Source organism: Kitasatospora sp. NPDC056273, assembly GCF_042268845.1.
In the GTDB taxonomy this organism is placed as follows: Bacteria; Actinomycetota; Actinomycetes; order Streptomycetales; family Streptomycetaceae; genus Kitasatospora.
In genome coordinates, this window is sequence record NZ_JBHJSJ010000016.1 from 75,854 (window position 1) to 94,221 (window position 18,368).

Genomic DNA, 18,368 nt, shown 5'->3' on the forward strand with positions numbered 1-18,368 from the left:
AGGTCAGTGCTGGCGGCGGAGGCGGCGCACGGCGATCAGGGCGCCGGCCCCGAGGGCGAGGAGGAGGGCGGAGGAGGCGGCGAGGAAGGTGTTGGTGGAGGAGGAGCCGGTCTGGGCGAGTTCGGGGGTGCCGGCGGGGGCGGTGGTGGCCGGGGCGGCGGAGGGGGTGGTCGGCTTCGGGGCCGGGGCGGCCGCGGCGGTGTCCTTGGTCTGCTCGGCGGCGGGCTTGGCCGGGGCCGGCTTGGTGTCCTTGGTGGGCGCGGGCTTGGCCGGGGTGGTCGGCTTGGCGGGCGCCGCCGGGTGCACCACCTTGACGTCGGTGCTCACGCCCCGGCCCTCGCTGGGCTTGACGGTGACCTGGAGCCCGTCGATGCCCTTGGCCACGTCGGCGGAGAGCCCGACCCGGAAGCGGTAGCGGACGGCGTGGCCGTCGGCGAGCGGCCCGCCCGCGGACGGGAGGGAGCCGCCGATCGCCGGGTCGCAGCCGTTCGCCAGCTTCACGCGCTGCCAGGTGCCGTTCGCCATGACCTCGGCGGTGACCTGCGAGGGCTTCGGGGTGGCCCCGTTCGTGTTGAAGAACGCGATGCCGGGGAAGATCCGGTGGTAGTCGGCACCGGTCCCGTTGAAGAACTGGACGTCGAACTCCGCCTTGGGGCCGCCGACGGTGAGCGTGCCGGGGGCCTTGAGGAAGGTGGCGTTGGTGCCCTGGCCGTGCAACTCGACGGACCGGTCCTCCTCGTCCGCGGCGGACGGCTTCGCCGGGGTGGTGACCGGGGCCTTGTCGGGGGCCCCGCAGGCCCAGGCGGTGTCGGTGGCGAGGAGCTGGACGCCGCCGGCGAGGACGACGGTGGCGGCGAGGGTGGCGATGCGGCGGCGGCCGGAGAAGGCGCGGTCGTTCTTCGCGAAACGGGTGATAACGGACGTGCGCATGACGTGACTCCCCAGGGACATCGTGCTGGTGGTGTGTGGGTGAAGACGACCGGCTCCGCTCCTTCACGAGCGGAAGCGCCCCCCGGCTCCGCCGGTCTCGCTCTCCGTGCCTTCATCTGTATGGACGCGCATCCCCGCCGGGGGTTGCAGGCGGGTTCCGAGAATCTTTCGACCGTCGGCGCCGGGGCCCGCTCGGCCCTGACGATCGCAGGTCAGTGCTGGCGGCGGAGGCGGCGCACGGCGATCAGGGCGCCGGCCCCGAGGGCGAGGAGCAGGGCGGAGGAGGCGGCGAGGAAGGTGTTGGTGGAGGAGGAGCCGGTCTGGGCGAGTTCGGGGGTGCCGGCGGGGGCGGTGGTGGCCGGGGCGGCGGAGGGCGTGGTTGGCTTCGGGGCCGGGGCGGCGGGGGTGGTGTCCTTGGTCTGCTCGGCGGCGGGCTTGGCCGGGGCCGGCTTGGTGTCCTTGGTGGGGGTGGGCTTGGGCTTGGCCGGGGTGGTCGGCTTGGTGCCGGCGGTGTCCTGGGGGTGGGTCACCTTGACCGTCTTGAAGCCCGAGTCGCCCGGGCCCTGGGAGCCGGCCATCTCGGTCGAGGCCAGCAGGTCGATCGTGGTCACGCCGGCCGGGGTGCCGGCGGCCAGCGAGTAGCGGAACTTGAAGGTCGCCGAGCTGTTGGCGGCCATCCGCTGGCGCTGGGAGCCGGTGATGTCGACGACGCGGGAGCAGCCGTCGAGCAGCTGGAGGTTCTTCCAGGCGCCGGTGTAGTCCTCGTACTGGATCTTGACGTCCTTGAGGCGGGCCGCGGCGCCCGAGCCCGGGGTGTGGATGCCGAGGAAGGGCTCCATGCCGTGGGCGTCCTCGGCGGCCTTGTTGGTGACCTTGACGGAGACCTCGTTCCAGCTGCCGTCCGCCACCACGGAGGACTTGGCGGAGACGATGGCGGTGTCCGGGGACAGTCCGGGCACGTTGGCCGGAGCCTCGTACGCGCCGTTGAGCCGGTGGTCCCCGCAGGCCCAGGCGGTGTCGGTGGCGAGGAACTGGACGCCGCCGGCGAGGACGACGGTGGCGGCGACGGTGGCGATGCGGCGGCGGCCGGAGAAGGCGCGGTCGTTCTTCGCAAAACGGGTGATAACGGACGTGCGCATGACGTGACTCCCCAGGGTCATGGGTCTGACGGTGTGTGTGGGCGAAGACGACCGGCCCCGCTGCTTCACGAGCGGAAGCGCCCCCCGGCTCCGCCGGTCTCGCTCTCCGTGCCTTCATCCGTATAGACGCGCATCCCCGTCAGGGGTTGCAGGTGGGTTCCGAGAATTTTTCGGAGTTCTTCGGCGGGCCTCGGAGACCGTCCGAGTGATGGTTGGTATGACCTGAATAATCCGGAAAGTACGGATCGTTCGGCCAGGTCGGTGACTTTTTCGCGGCCGGATAGGGGAGTCCCGGCCGCCCGGGTACGTCTCCGCTCCACCACCCGGGCGACGCCGGGTGACCGGAACCCGGAGGACGCACCCGTATGCCGCCTGGCAACCCTGGCCGTCTCGTCCGGAGTCTGGCCGCACTCGTGCTGGTGTCCGCCGCCGCCCTCCCGGGCGCCCTGGAGCTGGTCGGCCCCTCGCCGTTCGGCGTGATCGGGCCGGGGGCCGCCGCCGACCGCGCGGTGCCGCCGCACGCGGCCCTCCAGGCCGACCAGCGGATACCCGCGGCCGCCCCCACCGTCGACATACGCCGCACCGGGGACCCGGCCAACCGGATCACCCTGGTGCTGCTCGGCGACGGCTACACGGCCGGCGAGCAGGAGCTCTTCCGGCAGCAGGCCGACAAGGCCTGGCACGCGCTGATGGACATCGAGCCCTTCCGCACCTACCAGGGCTTCTTCAACATCAGACGGGTCGAGGTGGTCTCCCCGGTCTCCGGGATAGCGGAGTCCGAGAGTCGCGGGCGCAAGACCGCCACCCCGCTCGGCATGCACTTCTGGTGCGAGGGCACCGCCCGGCTGCTCTGCGCCGACGAGGCCGCCACCGCCCGGTACGCGGGGGGCGGCGCCGGGCCGCAGTACCTGATAGCCCTGGCCAACTCCACCGAGTACGGCGGCGCCGGCGGCACCGGGGTGACCACCCTGGCGGGCGGCAGCCCGGACGCCGGGCGGATCATCCAGCACGAGATCGGGCACACCGTGGGGGACCTCGGCGACGAGTACGACAGCGCCCCGGAGGACGCCGACTACCCGAACCTCGCCACCCTCAACGCCGACGACATGCGCAGGAAGCAGACCAAGTGGTGGCGCTGGCTGGGCGCCGAGTCCCCGGACGGGGCCGGGGTGGTCGGGGCGTACCGCAGTGCCAACGGCCTCTACCGGCCCACCCCGGACTCGGTGATGCGCACCCTCGGCAGCGCGTACAACCTGCCCTCGCGCGAGGCGATCATCGAGGAGCTGTACCGCAGGGTCCGGCCGACCGACGCCCCGGTGCCGGCCCCCGGCGAGGTGTCCGGGCGGCCGCGGCTCGACGTCCGGCCGCTGCCGCTGACCGGCCCCCGGCAGCTGAAGGTGGAGTGGAAGGTGAACGGCGTCCCGGTGACGCCGCAGTCCCCCGACGGCTCCTGGCTGGACACCGCCCCGCTGGAGCTGGCCCCGGGCCGGACGGCCACCGTGACGGCGACCGTCAAGGACACCACCGACTGGGTGCGGGACGAGGCCTTCCGGGAGCGCCACATGACCCGCTCGGTGTCCTGGACGCTGACCGGCTGAGGCGCGGTGCGCGCCCCGGATCTGGGCGTCCAATCATGGGATGACTAATCTGGTCGGACTATGACCGTGGAGCCCGCCCGTCCAGCCCCGTCCCCGTCCGTCCCAGCTCCCCGACCCGCCGCCGGGCCCCCGGCCGGCCCCGCGCCGGCGTCAGCGCCGGTGCCCGGACCCGTATTCGAGCCGCCCGGCGGCCGCGCGGCCTGGCTGGCCTGGTCCGTCGGCGTCAGCGTCTACATCCTGGCCGTCATCCACCGCACCAGCCTCGGCGTGGCCGGACTGGACGCCGCCGACCGCTTCGGCATCGGCGCCTCGGCGCTCTCCACCTTCTCGATCCTCCAGGTGCTGGTCTACGCGGCCATGCAGATCCCGGTCGGCCTGCTGGTCGACCGGTTCGGGCCGCGCCGGGTGCTGCTGCTGGGCGTCCTGCTGCTGAGCGCCGGTCAGCTGGCCTTCGCGTTCAGCTCCTCCTTCGGCCCCGCGCTGGCCTCCCGCGCGGTGCTCGGCTGCGGCGACGCGATGACCTTCATCAGCGTGCTGCGGATCGCCGCCCGGTGGTTCCCGGCGGCCCGGAACCCGTTCGTCGCCCAGCTGACCGGCCTGGCCGGGATGGGCGGCAACCTGGTCACGACCGTGGTGCTCGCCCAGGCGCTGCACAGCGAGGGCTGGACGCCCACCTTCACCGCGATCGCGCTGCTGGGCGTGGCGGTGTTCGCGCTGGTCGCGCTCTTCCTCAAGGACACGCCCCCGCAGGAGGCCGCCGCCCGGCCCGGGGAGGCCGGGAGGGGCGGGGCGCCCGGGGCGCGGCCGAAGGTCGGCCAGCAGGTCCTCGCCTGCTGGCGGGAGCCGGGCACCCGGCTCGGGCTCTGGATCCACTTCACCACCCAGTTCCCCGGCAACGCCTTCGGCCTGCTCTGGGGCCTGCCCTACCTGGTGCAGGCGCAGGGCATGTCCCGGGCGGGGGCCGGCGGGCTGCTGACCCTGCTGGTGCTCAGCAACATGAGCTTCGGCTTCCTCTTCGGCCGGCTGCTCTCCGCCTCGGCGCGGGCCCGGATGCCGATCGTGCTGACCGTCGTCGTGACCACCGCGCTCGGCTGGGCGCTGGTGCTGGCCTGGCCCGGCGGCCACCCGCCGACCTGGCTGCTGGTCGGGATCATCCTGGTGATGGGCAGCAACGGCCCGGCCTCGCTGGTCGGCCTCGACTACGCGCGCGCCCGCAACCCCGCGGAGCGGCTCGGCACCGCCTCCGGGATCGTCAACATGGGCGGCTTCATCGGCACGATGATCACCCTCTTCGGCATCGGCGTGCTGCTGGACGCGCTCTCCCCGGACGGGGCCGTCGGGTACTCGGCCGACGCCTTCCGCTGGGCGTTCTGCTGGCAGTACGTCCCGCTGGCGGTGGGCACGGCGATGATCCTGCGGCTGCGCCGGAAGGTCGCGGCGCAGGCGGTCGCGGCGCCGGCGGGCTGAGCCCGGGGCCGTCCGGCCCCGGGCCCCGGGCGGCCCGCCTCAGATGGTGACCGAGAAGTTGGCCAGCACCCGCTCGGCCAGCTCCTGGTCGCCCTCGACGGAGACCGGGCCGGGCCGGCCGCGGCCGCAGGCGAGCCGCAGGTAGGTCTCCCAGTCCATGGTGAGCTGGACGTCGGGCGCCAGGCTGATCGACTCGTCCACGGTGCAGTGGCCGGTGGCGTCCACCCGGACGGTGCGCAGGAACTCCACCGGGCCGGTGACGTCCAGCACCAGGGCCGTTCCGGCCGGGGCCCCGGCCTTGGTGGCGACGGCCTGGGGCAGCAGCTCCAGCAGCACGTCCCGGGTGATCAGCGCGGCCGGGGCGTCCAGGTTGCCCGGGGCCTCCAGGGCCCGGCGCAGGTCCTGCTCGTGCACCCAGACGTCGAAGGCCCGCCTCCGCAGCAGCTCGTGGTACGGGACGTCCCTGGCCAGCGGCCCGGCCGGCCAGCGCACCGGCTCCTCGGGCGTCTGCTTGGCGTTCCGCAGCGCCCGGGAGCGCCGGATGATCGTGTACTCCAGCTCGCTGGTCATCTCCAGCGCGGTGTGGCAGCGGCGCTTGTCGACCGGGAGTTCGACGTAGCGGGCGAACTCGGAGGTCACGTGACGGAGGTCACGCGGCAGCGAGTGGATCGGGCGGGGGTCGCCGAGCAGGTCGGACTCGACCGCGATCACGTGCGAGACGACGTCCCGGACGGACCAGCCCGGACACTCGGTGGCCCGGTTCCAGGAGCCCTCGGGAAGGGGGGCGACCAGCTCCGATATGGACTCGATGGTCTGGGTCCACGCCTCGGTGTAAGCCTGCACGGTCTGGTTGTCCGTCACGGGAATCTCCGGCCCTCCGTCAGCTTCCTTGCCGCCTGTGCCCCGCCGTCACGGCCGACCGGGATGGTCCGGCTTTCCCGGCGCACACGCTAACCGCACGTTACGCTGCCGGGAGACAGCTGGGCAGCGCTTTCGGGTGACGATCGTAGGTCTCTTGCCGTGGACGGTGGTACTGTGCGCGCTTCATTGATCCAACTCGCGGTCTCCGACGCGGAGCCGCCCGCCGAGCGGAGGGCTCGGGCGGCCGCCCTGGTGCGGGCGCAACACGGCGCCGACCTGGTGGTCCTCCCGGAGCTGTGGCCGCTCGGCGGCTTCGCCTACGACCTCTGGTCGGACGGCGCGGAGACGCTGGACGGGCCCACCTCGGACGTGATGTCGGCCGCCGCCCGGGCCGCCGGGGTCTGGCTGCACGCCGGTTCGATCGTCGAACGCGATCCGGACGGTCCGATCTACAACACCTCGCTGCTGTTCTCCCCGGACGGCGAGCTGGTGCACACGTACCGCAAGATCCACCGCTTCGGCTTCGACAGCGGCGAGGCGGTGGTGATGGGCGCCGGGCAGGAGATCGTCACCGCGCCCACCGATTTCGCCACGCTGGGCCTGGCCACCTGCTACGACCTGCGCTTCCCGGAGCTGTTCCGGGCGCTGCTGGACGCCGGCGCGCAGCTGCTGGTGGTCCCGGCGGCCTGGCCGGCCCGGCGGCGCGAGCACTGGACGCTGCTGGCCCGGGCCCGGGCGGTGGAGGAGCAGGCCTTCGTGCTGGCCTGCAACACCGCCGGGACGCACGCCGGGGTCGAGCAGGCCGGGCACAGCATCGTGGTGGACCCGTGGGGCCGGGTGCTGGCCGAGGCGGGGGCGGACGAGGAGGTCCTGACGGTCGAGTTCGACCCGGCCGAGGTGGCCAAGGCGCGCGAGGAGTTCCCGGTGCTGCGGGACCGCCTGCTGGGGATCCCGGCGCCGGTCCAGCGCTGAGCCGGAGCGGGGGCCGGCGCGGCGGCGGGAGCGGGGGACGGGACGGCGCCGGGGCGCCGCGGACGGCGTTCCGGAGGGTTGGTTCGTACCTGGGTCGATCGGGTTTGAGAAGATGAGCACTCGTCGTGTTCCCCGCCGGCCCGTACGAGGGCCTGCCCGGTCGGCCCGCCCGAGGAGGTCGCGCCCATGCCTGACAACGGCGCAGGCGACACCCCCCGTCCCGTCATCCACCGCAACAGCCTGCGCGAGCAGATCGCCGGCGCGCTGCGCGAGGAGATGATGGCCGGCCGACTCGCGGCCGGCCGCAACTTCACCGTCAAGGAGATCGCCGAGCTGTACGGCGTCTCCGCGACCCCGGCCCGCGAGGCCCTGGTCGACCTCGGCGCGCAGGGCCTGCTGCGGGCCGAGCACCACCGCGGCTTCACCGTGCCCGAGCTCGGCTGGGACGACTTCCTGGAGATCTTCGAGTCCCGGGTCCTGATCACCGACAGCTTCCACCGCCAGTACACCGCCCGCCGGGCGCTGCCCGACCTCAGCCGGCTGTCCTCGCTGCACCGCCGGGCCGACGCGGCGGTGCGGGCCGCCCGGGCCGGGAACCTGGACGTGATGGTGGGCTGCGACCGCCGGTTCTGGCAGGAGGTCGGCGCGCTGCTCGGCAACCGCCGGATCGCCGACTACCTGGACTGGCTGCGGGTGCAGTCCTGGATGTTCGCCGCCCGCTACCTGCGGGAGCTGCCCGCGCTGGGCGGGGTCTGCTGGGAGCGCCACCCGGACCTGGTCGAGGCGATCGAGGCCCGCGACCCGCTCGCCGCACACCGGATCATCTGCGAGTACAACCTGTACACCGTCCGGCTGCTGGCCGGGCTGGCCGGACAGCCGCTGGAGTCGGTGACGGTCCTCGGGCTGCTCACCGAGTTCGCCGGGGAGGAGCCGCCCGCGGTGCCGGTCGAGCCGCCGCCCGCGCCGCCGGCCCCGCCGGAGCCGGCCGCCGAGTCCGCCGCCGGGCCCGGCGCGGCCCGCGCCGAGCGGAGCCGCCGCAGCGACGAGGTCGGCCGGGAGCTCGGCCGTGAACTGGGACTGGGCCTCGGCCTGGTGCCGCAGCCGCGCGCGACGCCGTACGGCCGGTTCGGCCGGCGGCTGCCCGAGCCGCCCCCGGAGGCCCCGCGGGGGCGGTCCGACCCGCACGCCGCGCCGGGCCGGTAGGGTGGGCGGGCGTCGGACCGGGCGCCCCGCCAACGGGCCGTCCGGGTACCGACCCAAGCCCCCGTCGTCGCCCCGTCTCCGCGGGCGATCCCCGCCTCCGGAGAGGAACTGCCGGCCATGGCCTGCGACCTCTGGCTCGTCCCGCTGGTGGACGTGCTGAGCCACAGTCCCGACAACCCCTTCCGGGACGACCTCGCGCTCTACAACGCGGTGCTGGCCTCGCGCGGGCTGCCCGAGGTGCCGGTCTACCAGTTCGTCCCGGGCATCAGCGGTGCGGTCGAGCCGATAGCCGCCTTCGACTACGACTCGCTGCACTTCCTGCGCCGCGCCTACCTGTTGGGCCTCACCGGACTGGACATCACCCCGGTCGACACGCTCGGCGGCGACTACGAGCAGCTGCTGGAGATGTTCGAGAGCGGTGCCGAACAGTCGCACCTGGTCTGGCACTTCGACCACGCCGGCGCGTACGTGCCGGTCGAGTTCGCGGTGCCGCTGGTGGACGAGACGCTGCTCGCCTCCGGCGGCCCGCTCGGCTCCAGCCACGGGCTGCTGCGCGAACTCCAGGCCGTCGCACCGGCGCTGGGCATCGACCCGCTCAACCCGCCGGACCCGACCCGGCCGCTCGGCCCGACCGGCCTGGAGCAGCCGTTCGGGCCGCCGATCGACGACGTCCACCCCTTCGCCCGGGAGCGGCACGCCTGGTCGGGCCTGTACGCGGCGGCGACCAGGAGCGTCGCCCAGGGCTCGATGATCGTCTTCGCCTGAGCCCTGAGCCCTGAGTCGCGATCCGGCTCCCGGCCCCGACCGCTAGCGCAGCGGCCCCTCCGGCGGCCGCTGACGCGGCATGGTGGGCCGGGTGCCCGGCGGCGGCAGCACCCGCACCTGGGCGCCCACCCCGGGCTCGCTGCGCCCGCCCCAGGCCCCGCCGGACTGGGTGGGCAGCTGGGTCATCGAGGCGCGGAACTCCAGCATCCACTCCGAGGTCTCGGAGCGGACCATGTCGGAGACGTCCTCGCAGAACCGGCGCAGCACGCCCAGGCAGCGCTCGGCGGCCTCGCCCGCGGTGCCCTCGGTCGGGCCGAGCACCTCGCGCACGCACTCCGACGCCCAGTCGAACTGGAAGGCCTCCAGGCGGCGTTGCAGCGCCTGTCCGGTGGAGACGTCCCGCATCCAGCCGGAGGTGAGGCCGAAGACCCGGTCGACGGCCAGGCAGCCGGCGGAGAGCGCGAAGCCGACGTAGCCCCAGCCGGTGCCGTTCGCGAAGGCGCCGGCCAGGTCGACCAGCGGGGCGGTCACCCCGCCCACCGCGAAGCCGGCCGCGCCGAACCGCAGCAGGCGCGCCCAGCGGCGCTTCCAGATCCGGTCCCGGCGGTACCACTCGATGGCCTCGACCGCCCGCTCCTCGGACCAGCGGTAGAGCTCCTCCAGCCGTTCGGCGGGCTCGCCCCAGTCCCCGAGCGGGAACTGTCGGGTGCTCAGATCGTCCCGGCGTCGGGTGGAGGCCCGTCGGACGACGGCGGCGGCGGGCGGGTCCTCCTCGCCGATCTCCTTGCCCCAGGCACTCTCCTCGGGCTGCATTTCCGGCTGGCTCACCTGTGGGGCTCCCTGTGGCGGGCGGACTGCTGGGTCTGTCGGCGCAACGGCTGACGTGGTGTCCGCCGGTGGTTCTCCAACAGCACTTCTTACCGCCAAATGGCTGACCGTGGGGGCGCTTCTCCGCTGATCGTTACCGGTTTCGGCCAACGGAACCCGAGGTGGGCGGGTTGCGGGGGTCGGCGAGATTTCACCCGTCCGAGCGAGGGTCCGGTGACCCGCCGTCGTGACCCGGGCACCCGTCGCCGAATCGGCCCGGTCGGGCTTGGACGATCCTCCAGTGTGCTCGGCGTACGGAGCGTTCCGCCTGGAGGATCCGACGGGACCGGAGAGCGGCCGGAACAGGCCACCGACTACGCTGCCAGGCGTGAAGGTCCTCGTCATCGGCGGCGGCGCCCGCGAACACGCCCTGTGCCGCTCTCTGTCCCAAGATCCCGCTGTGTCCGAACTGCACTGTGCCCCGGGCAACGCCGGGATCGCGCAGGTCGCGACGGTCCACCCGGTCGACCAGCTGGACGGTGCGCAGGTCGCCGCGCTGGCCGGCCGGCTGGGCGCCGCCCTGGTGGTGGTCGGGCCGGAGGCCCCGCTGGTGGCCGGTGTCGCGGACGCCGTGCGCGCGGCCGGCGTCCCGGTGTTCGGCCCGTCCGCGGCGGCCGCCCGACTGGAGGGCTCGAAGGCCTTCGCCAAGGACGTGATGGCCGCGGCCGGCGTGCCCACCGCCCGCTCCTACGTCTGCACCACCGCCGCGGAGGCGGCCGAGGCGCTGGACGCCTTCGGCGCCCCGTACGTGGTGAAGGACGACGGCCTGGCCGCCGGCAAGGGCGTCGTGGTCACCTCCGACCGCGCGGAGGCGCTGGCGCACGCCGCGGCCTGCGAGCGCGTGGTCATCGAGGAGTACCTGGACGGCCCCGAGGTCTCGCTGTTCGCGATCACCGACGGCACCACCGTCGTCCCGCTCCAGCCCGCCCAGGACTTCAAGCGCGCGCTGGACGGCGACGAGGGCCCCAACACCGGCGGCATGGGCGCCTACTCGCCGCTGCCGTGGGCGCCCGCCGGGCTGGTCGAGGAGGTCCTGGAGACCGTCCTCCAGCCGACCGTGGACGAGCTGCGCCGCCGCGGCACCGAGTTCTCCGGCCTGCTGTACGCGGGCCTGGCGCTCACCTCGCGCGGCACCCGGGTGATCGAGTTCAACGCCCGCTTCGGCGACCCGGAGACCCAGGTCGTGCTGGCCCGGCTGCGCACCCCGCTGGCGGGCGTGCTGCTGGCCTCCGCCAACGGCACCCTGGACCAGCTGGAGCCGCTGCGCTGGGACGAGGGCGCGGCCGTCACCGTGGTCGTCGCCTCCGAGGGCTACCCGGCCGCCCCGCGCACCGGCGACCCGATCGACGGCCTGGCCGAGGCCGAGGCGGACGGCACCGCGTTCGTGCTGCACGCCGGGACGACGGCGGGCGAGGACGGCCAGGTGCTGAGCGCCGGCGGCCGCGTGCTGTCGGTCACCGCGACCGGCGCCGACCTGGCCGAGGCGCGCGAGCGCGCGTACGCCGCGGTGGACCGGATCTCCCTCAAGGGCGGCCAGCACCGCACCGACATCGCGCTGAAGGCGGCCACCGCCTGAGGCCACCTGTGCCCGTGCCGACCGCGGCCCCCGTGCGAACCGTTCGCACGGGGGCCGCGGCGTGTGACGGCCCCGCTCGGGCCCGTGGCGGGGGACCGCCGGCAGGGGCGAGCGAAGCTCGAACTACCGAGCTGGCCGGTCAACCCCCATGGGCGCAGTGCCCCGGGCGTTTCGGGGCTGGAGGGGCCACCGGGGCGGACTCACCGTTCGGCCGACGGATTCCAGCCCATCGGGTGACAGCACCCGCATCCGGCTGACGCAACCGGCTGCGCGGCCTTATGGTGCGCTGGATCGCGGTGCGCGGGGCCCGTGCGCCGGGGTCGCCGCCGGGTAGCGGTGCTCCCACGGGGGGATGCTGGACGGCGTCCGGCCGGGCGGTCGTCGGGTGCTTCGCACCGGACCGGCCGCCGGCGTCCGGAATCCGGGCAGTGTCACCGGGACGAGTGGAAACCGGGGTGATCCGGAACGCCCACCCGGACCGGGGCGTCGAAAATGTCAGTAGCGCCACGCAGCATGCACTACCGGGGATCGGACGCCTCCGCTTCCCGGTCGGAACTGATCATTTCGAGTCGGCTCAGGGCCCGAAGCCGGGCGCCCGAGGGCTCCGAAGGGGGTGCCGCACCGTATGGCAGCAGTCGACATCGCGCGCGCTCACGCCCAGGCGGTCCTGCGGGTCCGAGGCCTCGCCCGGGCCGCCGCCGCCCTGCCCACCGCCGTCGCGGTGGTCCTGCTCGCGGGCCGGTTCACCGGCCGGATCGGCGCGCCCGGGGCCGCCGACGCGGCCGGCTGGGACGCCGCCCGCTGGGCGGTCTGCGCGGTCGCCGCGCTGACCCTGCTGGTGGCCGGGCTGACCGCCCGGGCCCTGCGCCGGGCCGTCCCGCCGTCCACCCCGGCCGTCCCGCTGGACCGCGCCGAGGCACCCGAGCTGTACCGGCTGATCGACGAACTGGCGGACCGGCTGGACGTGCCCGCGCCCTCCGCCGTCGCCCTCACCCCGGACTGCGACAGCTGGCTGGAGGACGTCCCGTCCGCCCGGCCGACGGCCGCGCCGCCGCAGCCGGACCCGGCCGAGCCCGCCCCCGTCCTGGTGATCGGCTCGCCCTTCCTCTGGTGGATGCGGGCCGGCGAGCTGCGGGCCCTGCTCGCCCCCGTGGTGGCCGGCACCGCCGCCTCCGCCGACCCGGAGATCGCCGCCGCCCGGCGCTTCCTGCGCCGCCTGGACGCCTGCCTGGACTCCGGCGGCGGCACGGCCCCCGGCCTCGGCGGCGGCATCCTGGCCGCCCCGCCCCGGCCGCCCCGGCGCGGTCCGGCCGCACTCGCCGACCGGGTCGTCCGCCGGGTCGTCCGCCGGCTGCTCGGCGCCTGCCGGGGCCACTCCGCCGAGCTGGAGCGCTCGGTCGCGGGCTGGGCCTCCGAGCAGGCCAGGGCGGTCGACTACGGCCTGCGGATCGCCGCCCAGGAGCAGGTCGGCCTGGCCTACGCGGGCTGGGACCGGCTGCTCACCCGGGTCGCGCTGCCCGCCTGGCGGCTCGGCCGCCACCCGGCCCACCTCAACGCCGGCGTGGTCTCCGCGCTCACCGAGCTGTCCCGGCGCGACCGGCTGGCCGACGGCTACGGCAGCAGGCTCGGCGACCGCCCCGCCTGCGACCTGCTGGAGGAGCCCGGCACCGTCGACCGGGCGGTCTCCCGGCTCGCCGCCGACCTGTTCTTCGGCCGCCCGGCGGCCGGCGGCTGGCACGAGCTGGAGTGGGCCGACTACCCGGCCGAGGTGGTGGACGCCGGCTGGCGGGCGGGCGCCGCCGCCCTGCAGACCGCCCTGGACCGGCTCGCCCCGCAGTCCCGCCCGGGCGCTCCGACCCTCACCCGGCTGCTGGGCCGGCTCGCCGAGGGCGACGGCGAGCTGCTGGCCGCCGCGCTCGCCGCCCAGCTGGCCCGCACCACCGCCCCGGCCCCGCTGCTCGAACCCGACCGCAGCGGCCGCGACCTGCTGGTCGACCACGTCACCGCGATGGTCTGCTGCGCCGCCGTGGACACCGCCGGCGGCGCCCCCGGCCTGGACTGGCTGGACGGCCCGGTGCTGCTGCTCGGCGGGGTACGCCGCACCGACCTGGCCGGCCCGGTCGCCCAGGCCGTCGAACAGGGCCAGGACGGCCCGCTGCGCGCCTGGCTGGACGCGGCCGACGTCCGTCTCGAGAAACCCGTCCGCCTCTGACGTCCCAGGCGTTCCAGGAGGGCGCTCGGTGCCCCGGTGCGCGCCCCCAAATCGGTTGGCCGCCCGGCGTCTTCGCAGGCCGGAGGCCCTGCCCGGGAGGCGCGCGAGATTCCCTGCACCAATTGCTACCGGAGGGTGACGTTACGGCAGCACTCTGTGGTGTATTAGACCGCACGCACATCCGGGGGGCACGTGCCACCGGGCGGAAGTGCACCTGGGAGGGGCGCGTGGGGACCGAACTCAACCGCCGCTGGGAGTCGGGGACGCACGCCTACAGCGTCTCCGACCCCTTCGGTCAGGGGCCGCTGCCCTGGCTGCGCAGCCCGGACCAGTACCTGGCGGGGGCGGAGGGCGCCGTCCCCTGGTACGTCTCGGTGGACGCGCCCGGCCAGCAGCCGCTGGCCGCGGGCACCCGGCCCAAGCCGTCGGTCGGCAGCCCGCAGGGCGCCAACGACGTGGACCAGCAGATCAAGGGCTTCGCCTCGGCCGGGGTGATCCGCCCCGGCGGCTCGGTGGACTTCCGGGTCACCGTCAACCCGCCCCGCGAGTTCACCGTGGACGTCTTCCGGATCGGCCACTACGGCGGCGACGGCGCCCGCCACATGACCTCCAGCCCGCTGATCTCCGGCCTCGCCCAGCCCGCCCCGCTGGTGGTCGACCGGACGGTCTCCTGCCACCACTGGTGGCACTCCTGGCGGCTCCAGATCCCGGCGCACTGGAAGCCCGGCTCGTACGTCGCCGTGCTGACCACCGCGGACATGCTGCACCGCAGCCACATCCCCTTCACCGTCCGGGACTTCGACGAGCGGGCGCGCACCGCCGAGCTGCTCCTGGTGCTCCCGGACGTGACCTGGCAGGCGTACAACCTGTTCCCCGAGGACGGCCGCACCGGCGCCAGCCTCTACCACGCCTGGGACGGCCTGGGCGGTCTGGTCGGCGAGCCGGAGGCGGCCGTCACCGTCTCCTTCGACCGCCCGCACGCCACCGCCGGACTGCCGCTGCACGTCGGCCACGCGTACGACTTCATCCGCTGGGCCGAGCGCTTCGGCTACGACCTCTCCTACGCCACCGCCACCGACCTGCACGCCGGCCTGGTGGACCCGTCCCGGCACCGGGCGCTGGTCTTCCCCGGCCACGACGAGTACTGGTCCGAGCCGATGCGCCGGGCCGCCGAGCGGGCCCGGGACGGCGGCACCTCGCTGGTGTTCCTCTCCGCCAACACCATGTACTGGCGGGTCGAGCTGAGCGCCGCCGCCTCCGGCGAGCCCAACCGGCTGCTCAACTGCCGCAAGCGGCAGAAGGTCCGCCCCGGCAGCCCGGCCGCCGGGGCGCCCGGCGCGGCCAGCGCGCTGTGGCGGGACGCCGGGGAGCCCGAGCAGCAGCTGCTCGGGGTGCAGTACTCGGGGCGGGTCGCCGCGCCCGTCCCGCTGGTCGCCCGGCACACCGCGCACTGGCTCTGGGACGGCACCGGCCTCCAGGAGGGCGACGAGCTGCCCGGGCTGGTCGCCGGCGAGGCCGACCGCTACTACCCCAAGGTGGCGCTGCCCGAGCACATCGAGCGGGTGCTGCTGGCGCACTCGCCGTACCAGGACCTGGGCGGCCGCACCCGCTACCAGGAGACCTCGCTGTACCGGGCGCCCAGCGGCGCGTACGTCTTCGCGGCGGGCACCTTCGCCTGGTCGCCCGCGCTGGGCCGCCCGGGCCTGACCGACGAGCGGATCCAGCGGGCCACCGCCAACCTGCTGGACCGACTGTGCAAGAACTAGGCGCTCCGTCCCCCGAGGCCGGGGACGGGTCGGGGCGGGCGAACCCGGTCGTGAAAGACTGCGGGGGCAGTGACCTCCCCTTTCGCGGTGCCCCACCCGCGAACGACCCCTGAGGACTGAACACCTTGAGCGGATTTGTCACCAAGCCCGAGCCGGTCCAGGTACCCGGCCTGGTCCACCTGCACACCGGCAAGGTGCGCGACCTCTACCGCACCGGATCGGGCGAGCTGGTCATGGTGGCCAGCGACCGGACGTCCGCCCACGACTGGGTGCTGCCGAACGAGATCCCGGACAAGGGCCGCATCCTCACCCAGCTGTCGCTGTGGTGGTTCGAGCGGATCGCGGACATCGTCCCCAACCACGTGATCTCCACCGAGGTCCCGGCCGGCGCCCCGGCCGACTGGAAGGGCCGCACGCTGGTCTGCCGCAGCCTGGAGATGGTCCCGGTCGAGGCGGTCGCCCGCGGCTACCTGGCCGGCTCCGGCCTGGCCGAGTACCAGGAGAGCCGCACGGTCTGCGGCATCGCGCTGCCCGAGGGCCTGGAGAACAGCTCCGAGCTGCCCGCCCCGATCTACACCCCGGCGCTCAAGGCCGAGGTCGGCGAGCACGACGAGAACGTCTCCTACGAGGAGACCGCCCGCCGGATCGGCGCCGAGCTCGCCGCCCAGCTGCGCCGCACCACCCTGGACGTCTACGCCCGGGCCCGGGACATCGCCCGCGAGCGCGGCATCATCCTGGCCGACACCAAGTTCGAGTTCGGCCTGCTGGACGGCGAGCTGCTGATCGGCGACGAGGTGCTCACCCCGGACTCCTCCCGCTACTGGCCCGCCGACCAGTGGCAGCCGGGCCGCTCGCAGCCGTCCTTCGACAAGCAGCTGATCCGCGACTGGCTGGTCTCCCCGGCCTCCGGCTGGGACCGCCACGGCGAGCAGCCGCCGCCGGCGCTGCCGACCGAGATCGTCGAGCAGACCCGGGCCCGGTACATCGAGGTGTACGAGCGGCTGACCGGCACCACCTGGGCCTGAGCCCGGGACGATCGCCCGCGGGCGCCGGATCCCTCAGATCCAGCCGTGCTCGCGGGCGATCCGCACCGCCGCGTGCCGGTTCTCCGCGCCCAGCTTGGTGGCCGCCGAGGACAGGTAGTTGCGCACGGTGCCCTGGGAGAGCGAGGCGCGCTCGGCGATCTCGGCGATCGGGGTGCCGTCCGCGGCCAGCTCCAGGACGTCCGTCTCGCGCGGGGTCAGCGGGGTCTCGCCGGCGCTGATCGCGTCCGCCGCCAGCTCCGGGTCCACGTACCGGCCGCCGGAGCGCACGGTCCGGATGATGCCCGCCAGGTCGGCCGCCGAGACGGTCTTCGGCAGGAAGCCGCGCACCCCGACCTCCAGCGCCCGCTTCAGGTAGCCGGGGCGGCCGTGGCCGGTGACGATCATGCAGCGGCAGTCCGGCAGCAGCAGCCGCAGCGCGGCGGCCACCTCGATGCCGTCCTTGCCGGGCATCTGGAGGTCCAGCACCGCGACGTCCGGGCGGTGCGCCTGGGCCATCGCCAGCGCCTCCGTCCCGGAGCCGGCCTGGGCGACCACCTCGATGTCGTCCTCCAGCGAGAGCAGCGCGGCCAGCGCGCCCCGGATCAGGTGCTCGTCGTCGGCGAGCAGGACGCGGACGGGCGCGGCGTTCTCGGTCATCGGGCGGTCTTTCTTCCTCAGCTCGGCAGCGGGACGGTGGCGAGCATCCGGAAGACGCCCGCCCCGGCGGTCGGCACGGCCAGCTCGCCGCCGTGGGCGGCGAGCCGTTCGCGCAGTCCGCGCAGCCCGGTGCCGCTGCCCTGGGAGGGGAACGGGACGTCGGGCACCCCGTCATTCTCCAGCTCCAGCACGGCCCGTCCGTCCTCGGTCCGCAGCCGGATCAGGCAGCGGTCGGCCTCGCTGTGCCGCAGCACGTTGGTGGTGGCCTCGCGGATGACCCAGCCGAACACCGACTGGACCGGGGCCGGCAGCTCGTCCGCGTGCTCGCCGAGGTCGATCTCGCAGACGACGTCGGCCGAGCGCAGCACCGCGCGGGCGCCGATCGCCTCGGCGTGCAGGTCGGCGGTGCGGTAGCCGCGGATGACGTCCCGGACCTCGCGCTGCGACTCCTGGGCGATCTTCTGCACCTCGGCCATCTGGTCGGCGGCCTCGGTGCGGCCCCGGCGGGCGAGCTGCACGGCGAGCTCGCTCTTCAGCGCGATGGTGGTGAGGTTGCGGCCCATCACGTCGTGCAGGTCGCGGGAGAAGCGCAGCCGCTCCTCGGCGACGGCCAGCCGGGACTGCGCCTCGCGGGCGGTGTCCAGTTCCCAGACGATCGAGGTCAGCCAGGCGAAGCTGCGGCAGCTGAAGCCGATGAAGGCCATGCCGATGGTCAGTCCGGTCAGGTACCCGGCGACGCCGGCGGGGTCGCCCCCGGACAGCACCCCGGCCGGGAAGACGGCCGCCAGCATGCCCACCCCGGTGACGGCGGCCCAGCGCGGGGTCAGCGCCACGCACACCGGCCCGAAGGAGGCGATCAGCAGGACGCTGGCGACGAACGGGGTGAAGGGCGCGCCGCCCGGGTTCCGCGTCCCGCCGTCGGCGGGCCCGAACAGCAGGACCGTCCAGGAGCCGGCCACCGCGAGGCCGGCCGAGAGGGCGGTCCAGAGCCGGTGGTCGGCGGGGCGGCCCAGGTAGTGGTCGAGCGCGGTGCGGTAGGCCCGCAGCAGCACCAGGGTGACGGCGAGTCCGATCAGCAGGGAGATCCGGATCACCGGGATGTTCTCGGCCTGGTCGGCGACGCTCCCGACGGTGAGCAGGATGCCGGGCAGGATGAACAGCGCCATCAGGTAGAGCGACCAGCGCAGGTACAGCTCGGTGCGCTGGGGATTGCTCAGGCTCGTCCAGCTGCGAAGCGGCGACCGCATTCTCATTTCTTCCGCCCCCAGTTCGACCACGATCATGCTTGCTGCCTTCATATCAGAGGTCGGACCGGGGGTGTTCCTTCGGA

Annotated in this window: 15 protein-coding genes; 9 read left to right on the plus strand and 6 right to left on the minus strand. The window is 74.7% G+C overall.

Annotation, left to right across the window (positions count from 1 at the left end):
- Positions 1-3: 3 nt before the first annotated feature.
- Together ACFCY1_RS17035 and ACFCY1_RS17040 are read right to left on the minus strand one after the other, a co-directional pair.
- Complete coding sequence (locus ACFCY1_RS17035) at positions 4-930, minus strand: LAETG motif-containing sortase-dependent surface protein (protein ID WP_375875051.1); 927 nt, start codon at positions 928-930, stop codon at positions 4-6.
- A 212-nt stretch (positions 931-1,142) separates the two neighbouring features.
- On the minus strand, positions 1,143-2,069 hold the full coding sequence (locus ACFCY1_RS17040) for an LAETG motif-containing sortase-dependent surface protein (protein ID WP_375875052.1): 927 nt from the start codon (positions 2,067-2,069) through the stop codon (positions 1,143-1,145).
- A 365-nt stretch (positions 2,070-2,434) separates the two neighbouring features.
- On the opposite strand from ACFCY1_RS17040, the gene ACFCY1_RS17045 reads away from it, so the two are divergent.
- On the plus strand, positions 2,435-3,667 hold the full coding sequence (locus ACFCY1_RS17045) for a M64 family metallopeptidase (protein ID WP_079271989.1): 1,233 nt from the start codon (positions 2,435-2,437) through the stop codon (positions 3,665-3,667).
- 60 nt (positions 3,668-3,727) lie between these two features.
- On the plus strand, positions 3,728-5,134 hold the full coding sequence (locus tag ACFCY1_RS17050) for a nitrate/nitrite transporter (protein WP_375875053.1): 1,407 nt from the start codon (positions 3,728-3,730) through the stop codon (positions 5,132-5,134).
- Positions 5,135-5,173: 39 nt separating this feature from the next.
- Here the strand turns inward: ACFCY1_RS17050 and ACFCY1_RS17055 are convergent, their stop codons facing one another.
- Entirely contained in the window at positions 5,174-5,995 is an 822-nt protein-coding gene (locus ACFCY1_RS17055) for a maleylpyruvate isomerase family mycothiol-dependent enzyme (protein ID WP_375875054.1), read from the minus strand.
- A gap of 174 nt (positions 5,996-6,169) precedes the next feature.
- Between ACFCY1_RS17055 and ACFCY1_RS17060 the strand changes: the two genes are divergently transcribed.
- The 3 genes from ACFCY1_RS17060 to ACFCY1_RS17070 all read left to right on the plus strand — a co-directional run bounded on the left by ACFCY1_RS17060 (position 6,170) and on the right by ACFCY1_RS17070 (position 8,935).
- Positions 6,170-6,967 carry a carbon-nitrogen family hydrolase gene (locus ACFCY1_RS17060; protein WP_375875055.1) on the plus strand — a complete coding sequence of 266 codons (798 nt, stop codon included), beginning with the start codon at positions 6,170-6,172 and terminating at the stop codon, positions 6,965-6,967.
- A gap of 186 nt (positions 6,968-7,153) precedes the next feature.
- Entirely contained in the window at positions 7,154-8,170 is a 1,017-nt protein-coding gene (locus ACFCY1_RS17065) for a GntR family transcriptional regulator (protein ID WP_074001873.1), read from the plus strand.
- Positions 8,171-8,287: 117 nt separating this feature from the next.
- Complete coding sequence (locus ACFCY1_RS17070) at positions 8,288-8,935, plus strand: hypothetical protein (protein ID WP_049659440.1); 648 nt, start codon at positions 8,288-8,290, stop codon at positions 8,933-8,935.
- A 42-nt stretch (positions 8,936-8,977) separates the two neighbouring features.
- Here the strand turns inward: ACFCY1_RS17070 and ACFCY1_RS17075 are convergent, their stop codons facing one another.
- The gene (locus ACFCY1_RS17075; RefSeq protein WP_074001872.1) at positions 8,978-9,763 is read right to left on the minus strand and encodes an SLATT domain-containing protein; all 786 of its coding nucleotides are present in this window, start codon (positions 9,761-9,763) and stop codon (positions 8,978-8,980) included.
- A 367-nt stretch (positions 9,764-10,130) separates the two neighbouring features.
- On the opposite strand from ACFCY1_RS17075, the gene purD reads away from it, so the two are divergent.
- The 4 genes from purD to ACFCY1_RS17095 all read left to right on the plus strand — a co-directional run bounded on the left by purD (position 10,131) and on the right by ACFCY1_RS17095 (position 16,381).
- Positions 10,131-11,378: a phosphoribosylamine--glycine ligase gene (gene purD, locus ACFCY1_RS17080; protein WP_049659445.1), complete on the plus strand. Its 1,248-nt coding sequence runs from the start codon at positions 10,131-10,133 to the stop codon at positions 11,376-11,378.
- A 625-nt stretch (positions 11,379-12,003) separates the two neighbouring features.
- Positions 12,004-13,590, plus strand: coding sequence for a hypothetical protein (locus ACFCY1_RS17085; protein WP_375875056.1), 1,587 nt, complete (start codon positions 12,004-12,006; stop codon positions 13,588-13,590).
- 227 nt (positions 13,591-13,817) lie between these two features.
- Positions 13,818-15,356, plus strand: a complete 1,539-nt coding sequence (locus ACFCY1_RS17090) for a N,N-dimethylformamidase beta subunit family domain-containing protein (RefSeq protein WP_049654022.1) — start codon at positions 13,818-13,820, stop codon at positions 15,354-15,356.
- Positions 15,357-15,481: 125 nt separating this feature from the next.
- Complete coding sequence (locus ACFCY1_RS17095) at positions 15,482-16,381, plus strand: phosphoribosylaminoimidazolesuccinocarboxamide synthase (RefSeq protein ID WP_049654021.1); 900 nt, start codon at positions 15,482-15,484, stop codon at positions 16,379-16,381.
- Positions 16,382-16,414: 33 nt separating this feature from the next.
- Here the strand turns inward: ACFCY1_RS17095 and ACFCY1_RS17100 are convergent, their stop codons facing one another.
- Entirely contained in the window at positions 16,415-17,038 is a 624-nt protein-coding gene (locus tag ACFCY1_RS17100; protein ID WP_049654019.1) for a response regulator transcription factor, read from the minus strand.
- Between the two features lie 17 nt (positions 17,039-17,055).
- Positions 17,056-18,285, minus strand: a complete 1,230-nt coding sequence (locus ACFCY1_RS17105) for a sensor histidine kinase (protein ID WP_375875057.1) — start codon at positions 18,283-18,285, stop codon at positions 17,056-17,058.
- Positions 18,286-18,368: the final 83 nt, after the last annotated feature.

Excerpts from the sequence above, each read along its gene's own strand:
- ACFCY1_RS17035 (WP_375875051.1), bottom strand. The coding sequence starts at position 930 with ATGCGCACGTCCGTTATCACCCGTTTCGCGAAGAACGACCGCGCCTTC.
- ACFCY1_RS17040 (WP_375875052.1), bottom strand. The coding sequence starts at position 2,069 with ATGCGCACGTCCGTTATCACCCGTTTTGCGAAGAACGACCGCGCCTTC.
- ACFCY1_RS17045 (WP_079271989.1), top strand. The coding sequence starts at position 2,435 with ATGCCGCCTGGCAACCCTGGCCGTCTCGTCCGGAGTCTGGCCGCACTC.
- ACFCY1_RS17050 (WP_375875053.1), top strand. The coding sequence starts at position 3,728 with ATGACCGTGGAGCCCGCCCGTCCAGCCCCGTCCCCGTCCGTCCCAGCT.
- ACFCY1_RS17065 (WP_074001873.1), top strand. The coding sequence starts at position 7,154 with ATGCCTGACAACGGCGCAGGCGACACCCCCCGTCCCGTCATCCACCGC.
- ACFCY1_RS17070 (WP_049659440.1), top strand. The coding sequence starts at position 8,288 with ATGGCCTGCGACCTCTGGCTCGTCCCGCTGGTGGACGTGCTGAGCCAC.
- ACFCY1_RS17085 (WP_375875056.1), top strand. The coding sequence starts at position 12,004 with ATGGCAGCAGTCGACATCGCGCGCGCTCACGCCCAGGCGGTCCTGCGG.
- ACFCY1_RS17100 (WP_049654019.1), bottom strand. The coding sequence starts at position 17,038 with ATGACCGAGAACGCCGCGCCCGTCCGCGTCCTGCTCGCCGACGACGAG.
- ACFCY1_RS17105 (WP_375875057.1), bottom strand. The coding sequence starts at position 18,285 with ATGCGGTCGCCGCTTCGCAGCTGGACGAGCCTGAGCAATCCCCAGCGC.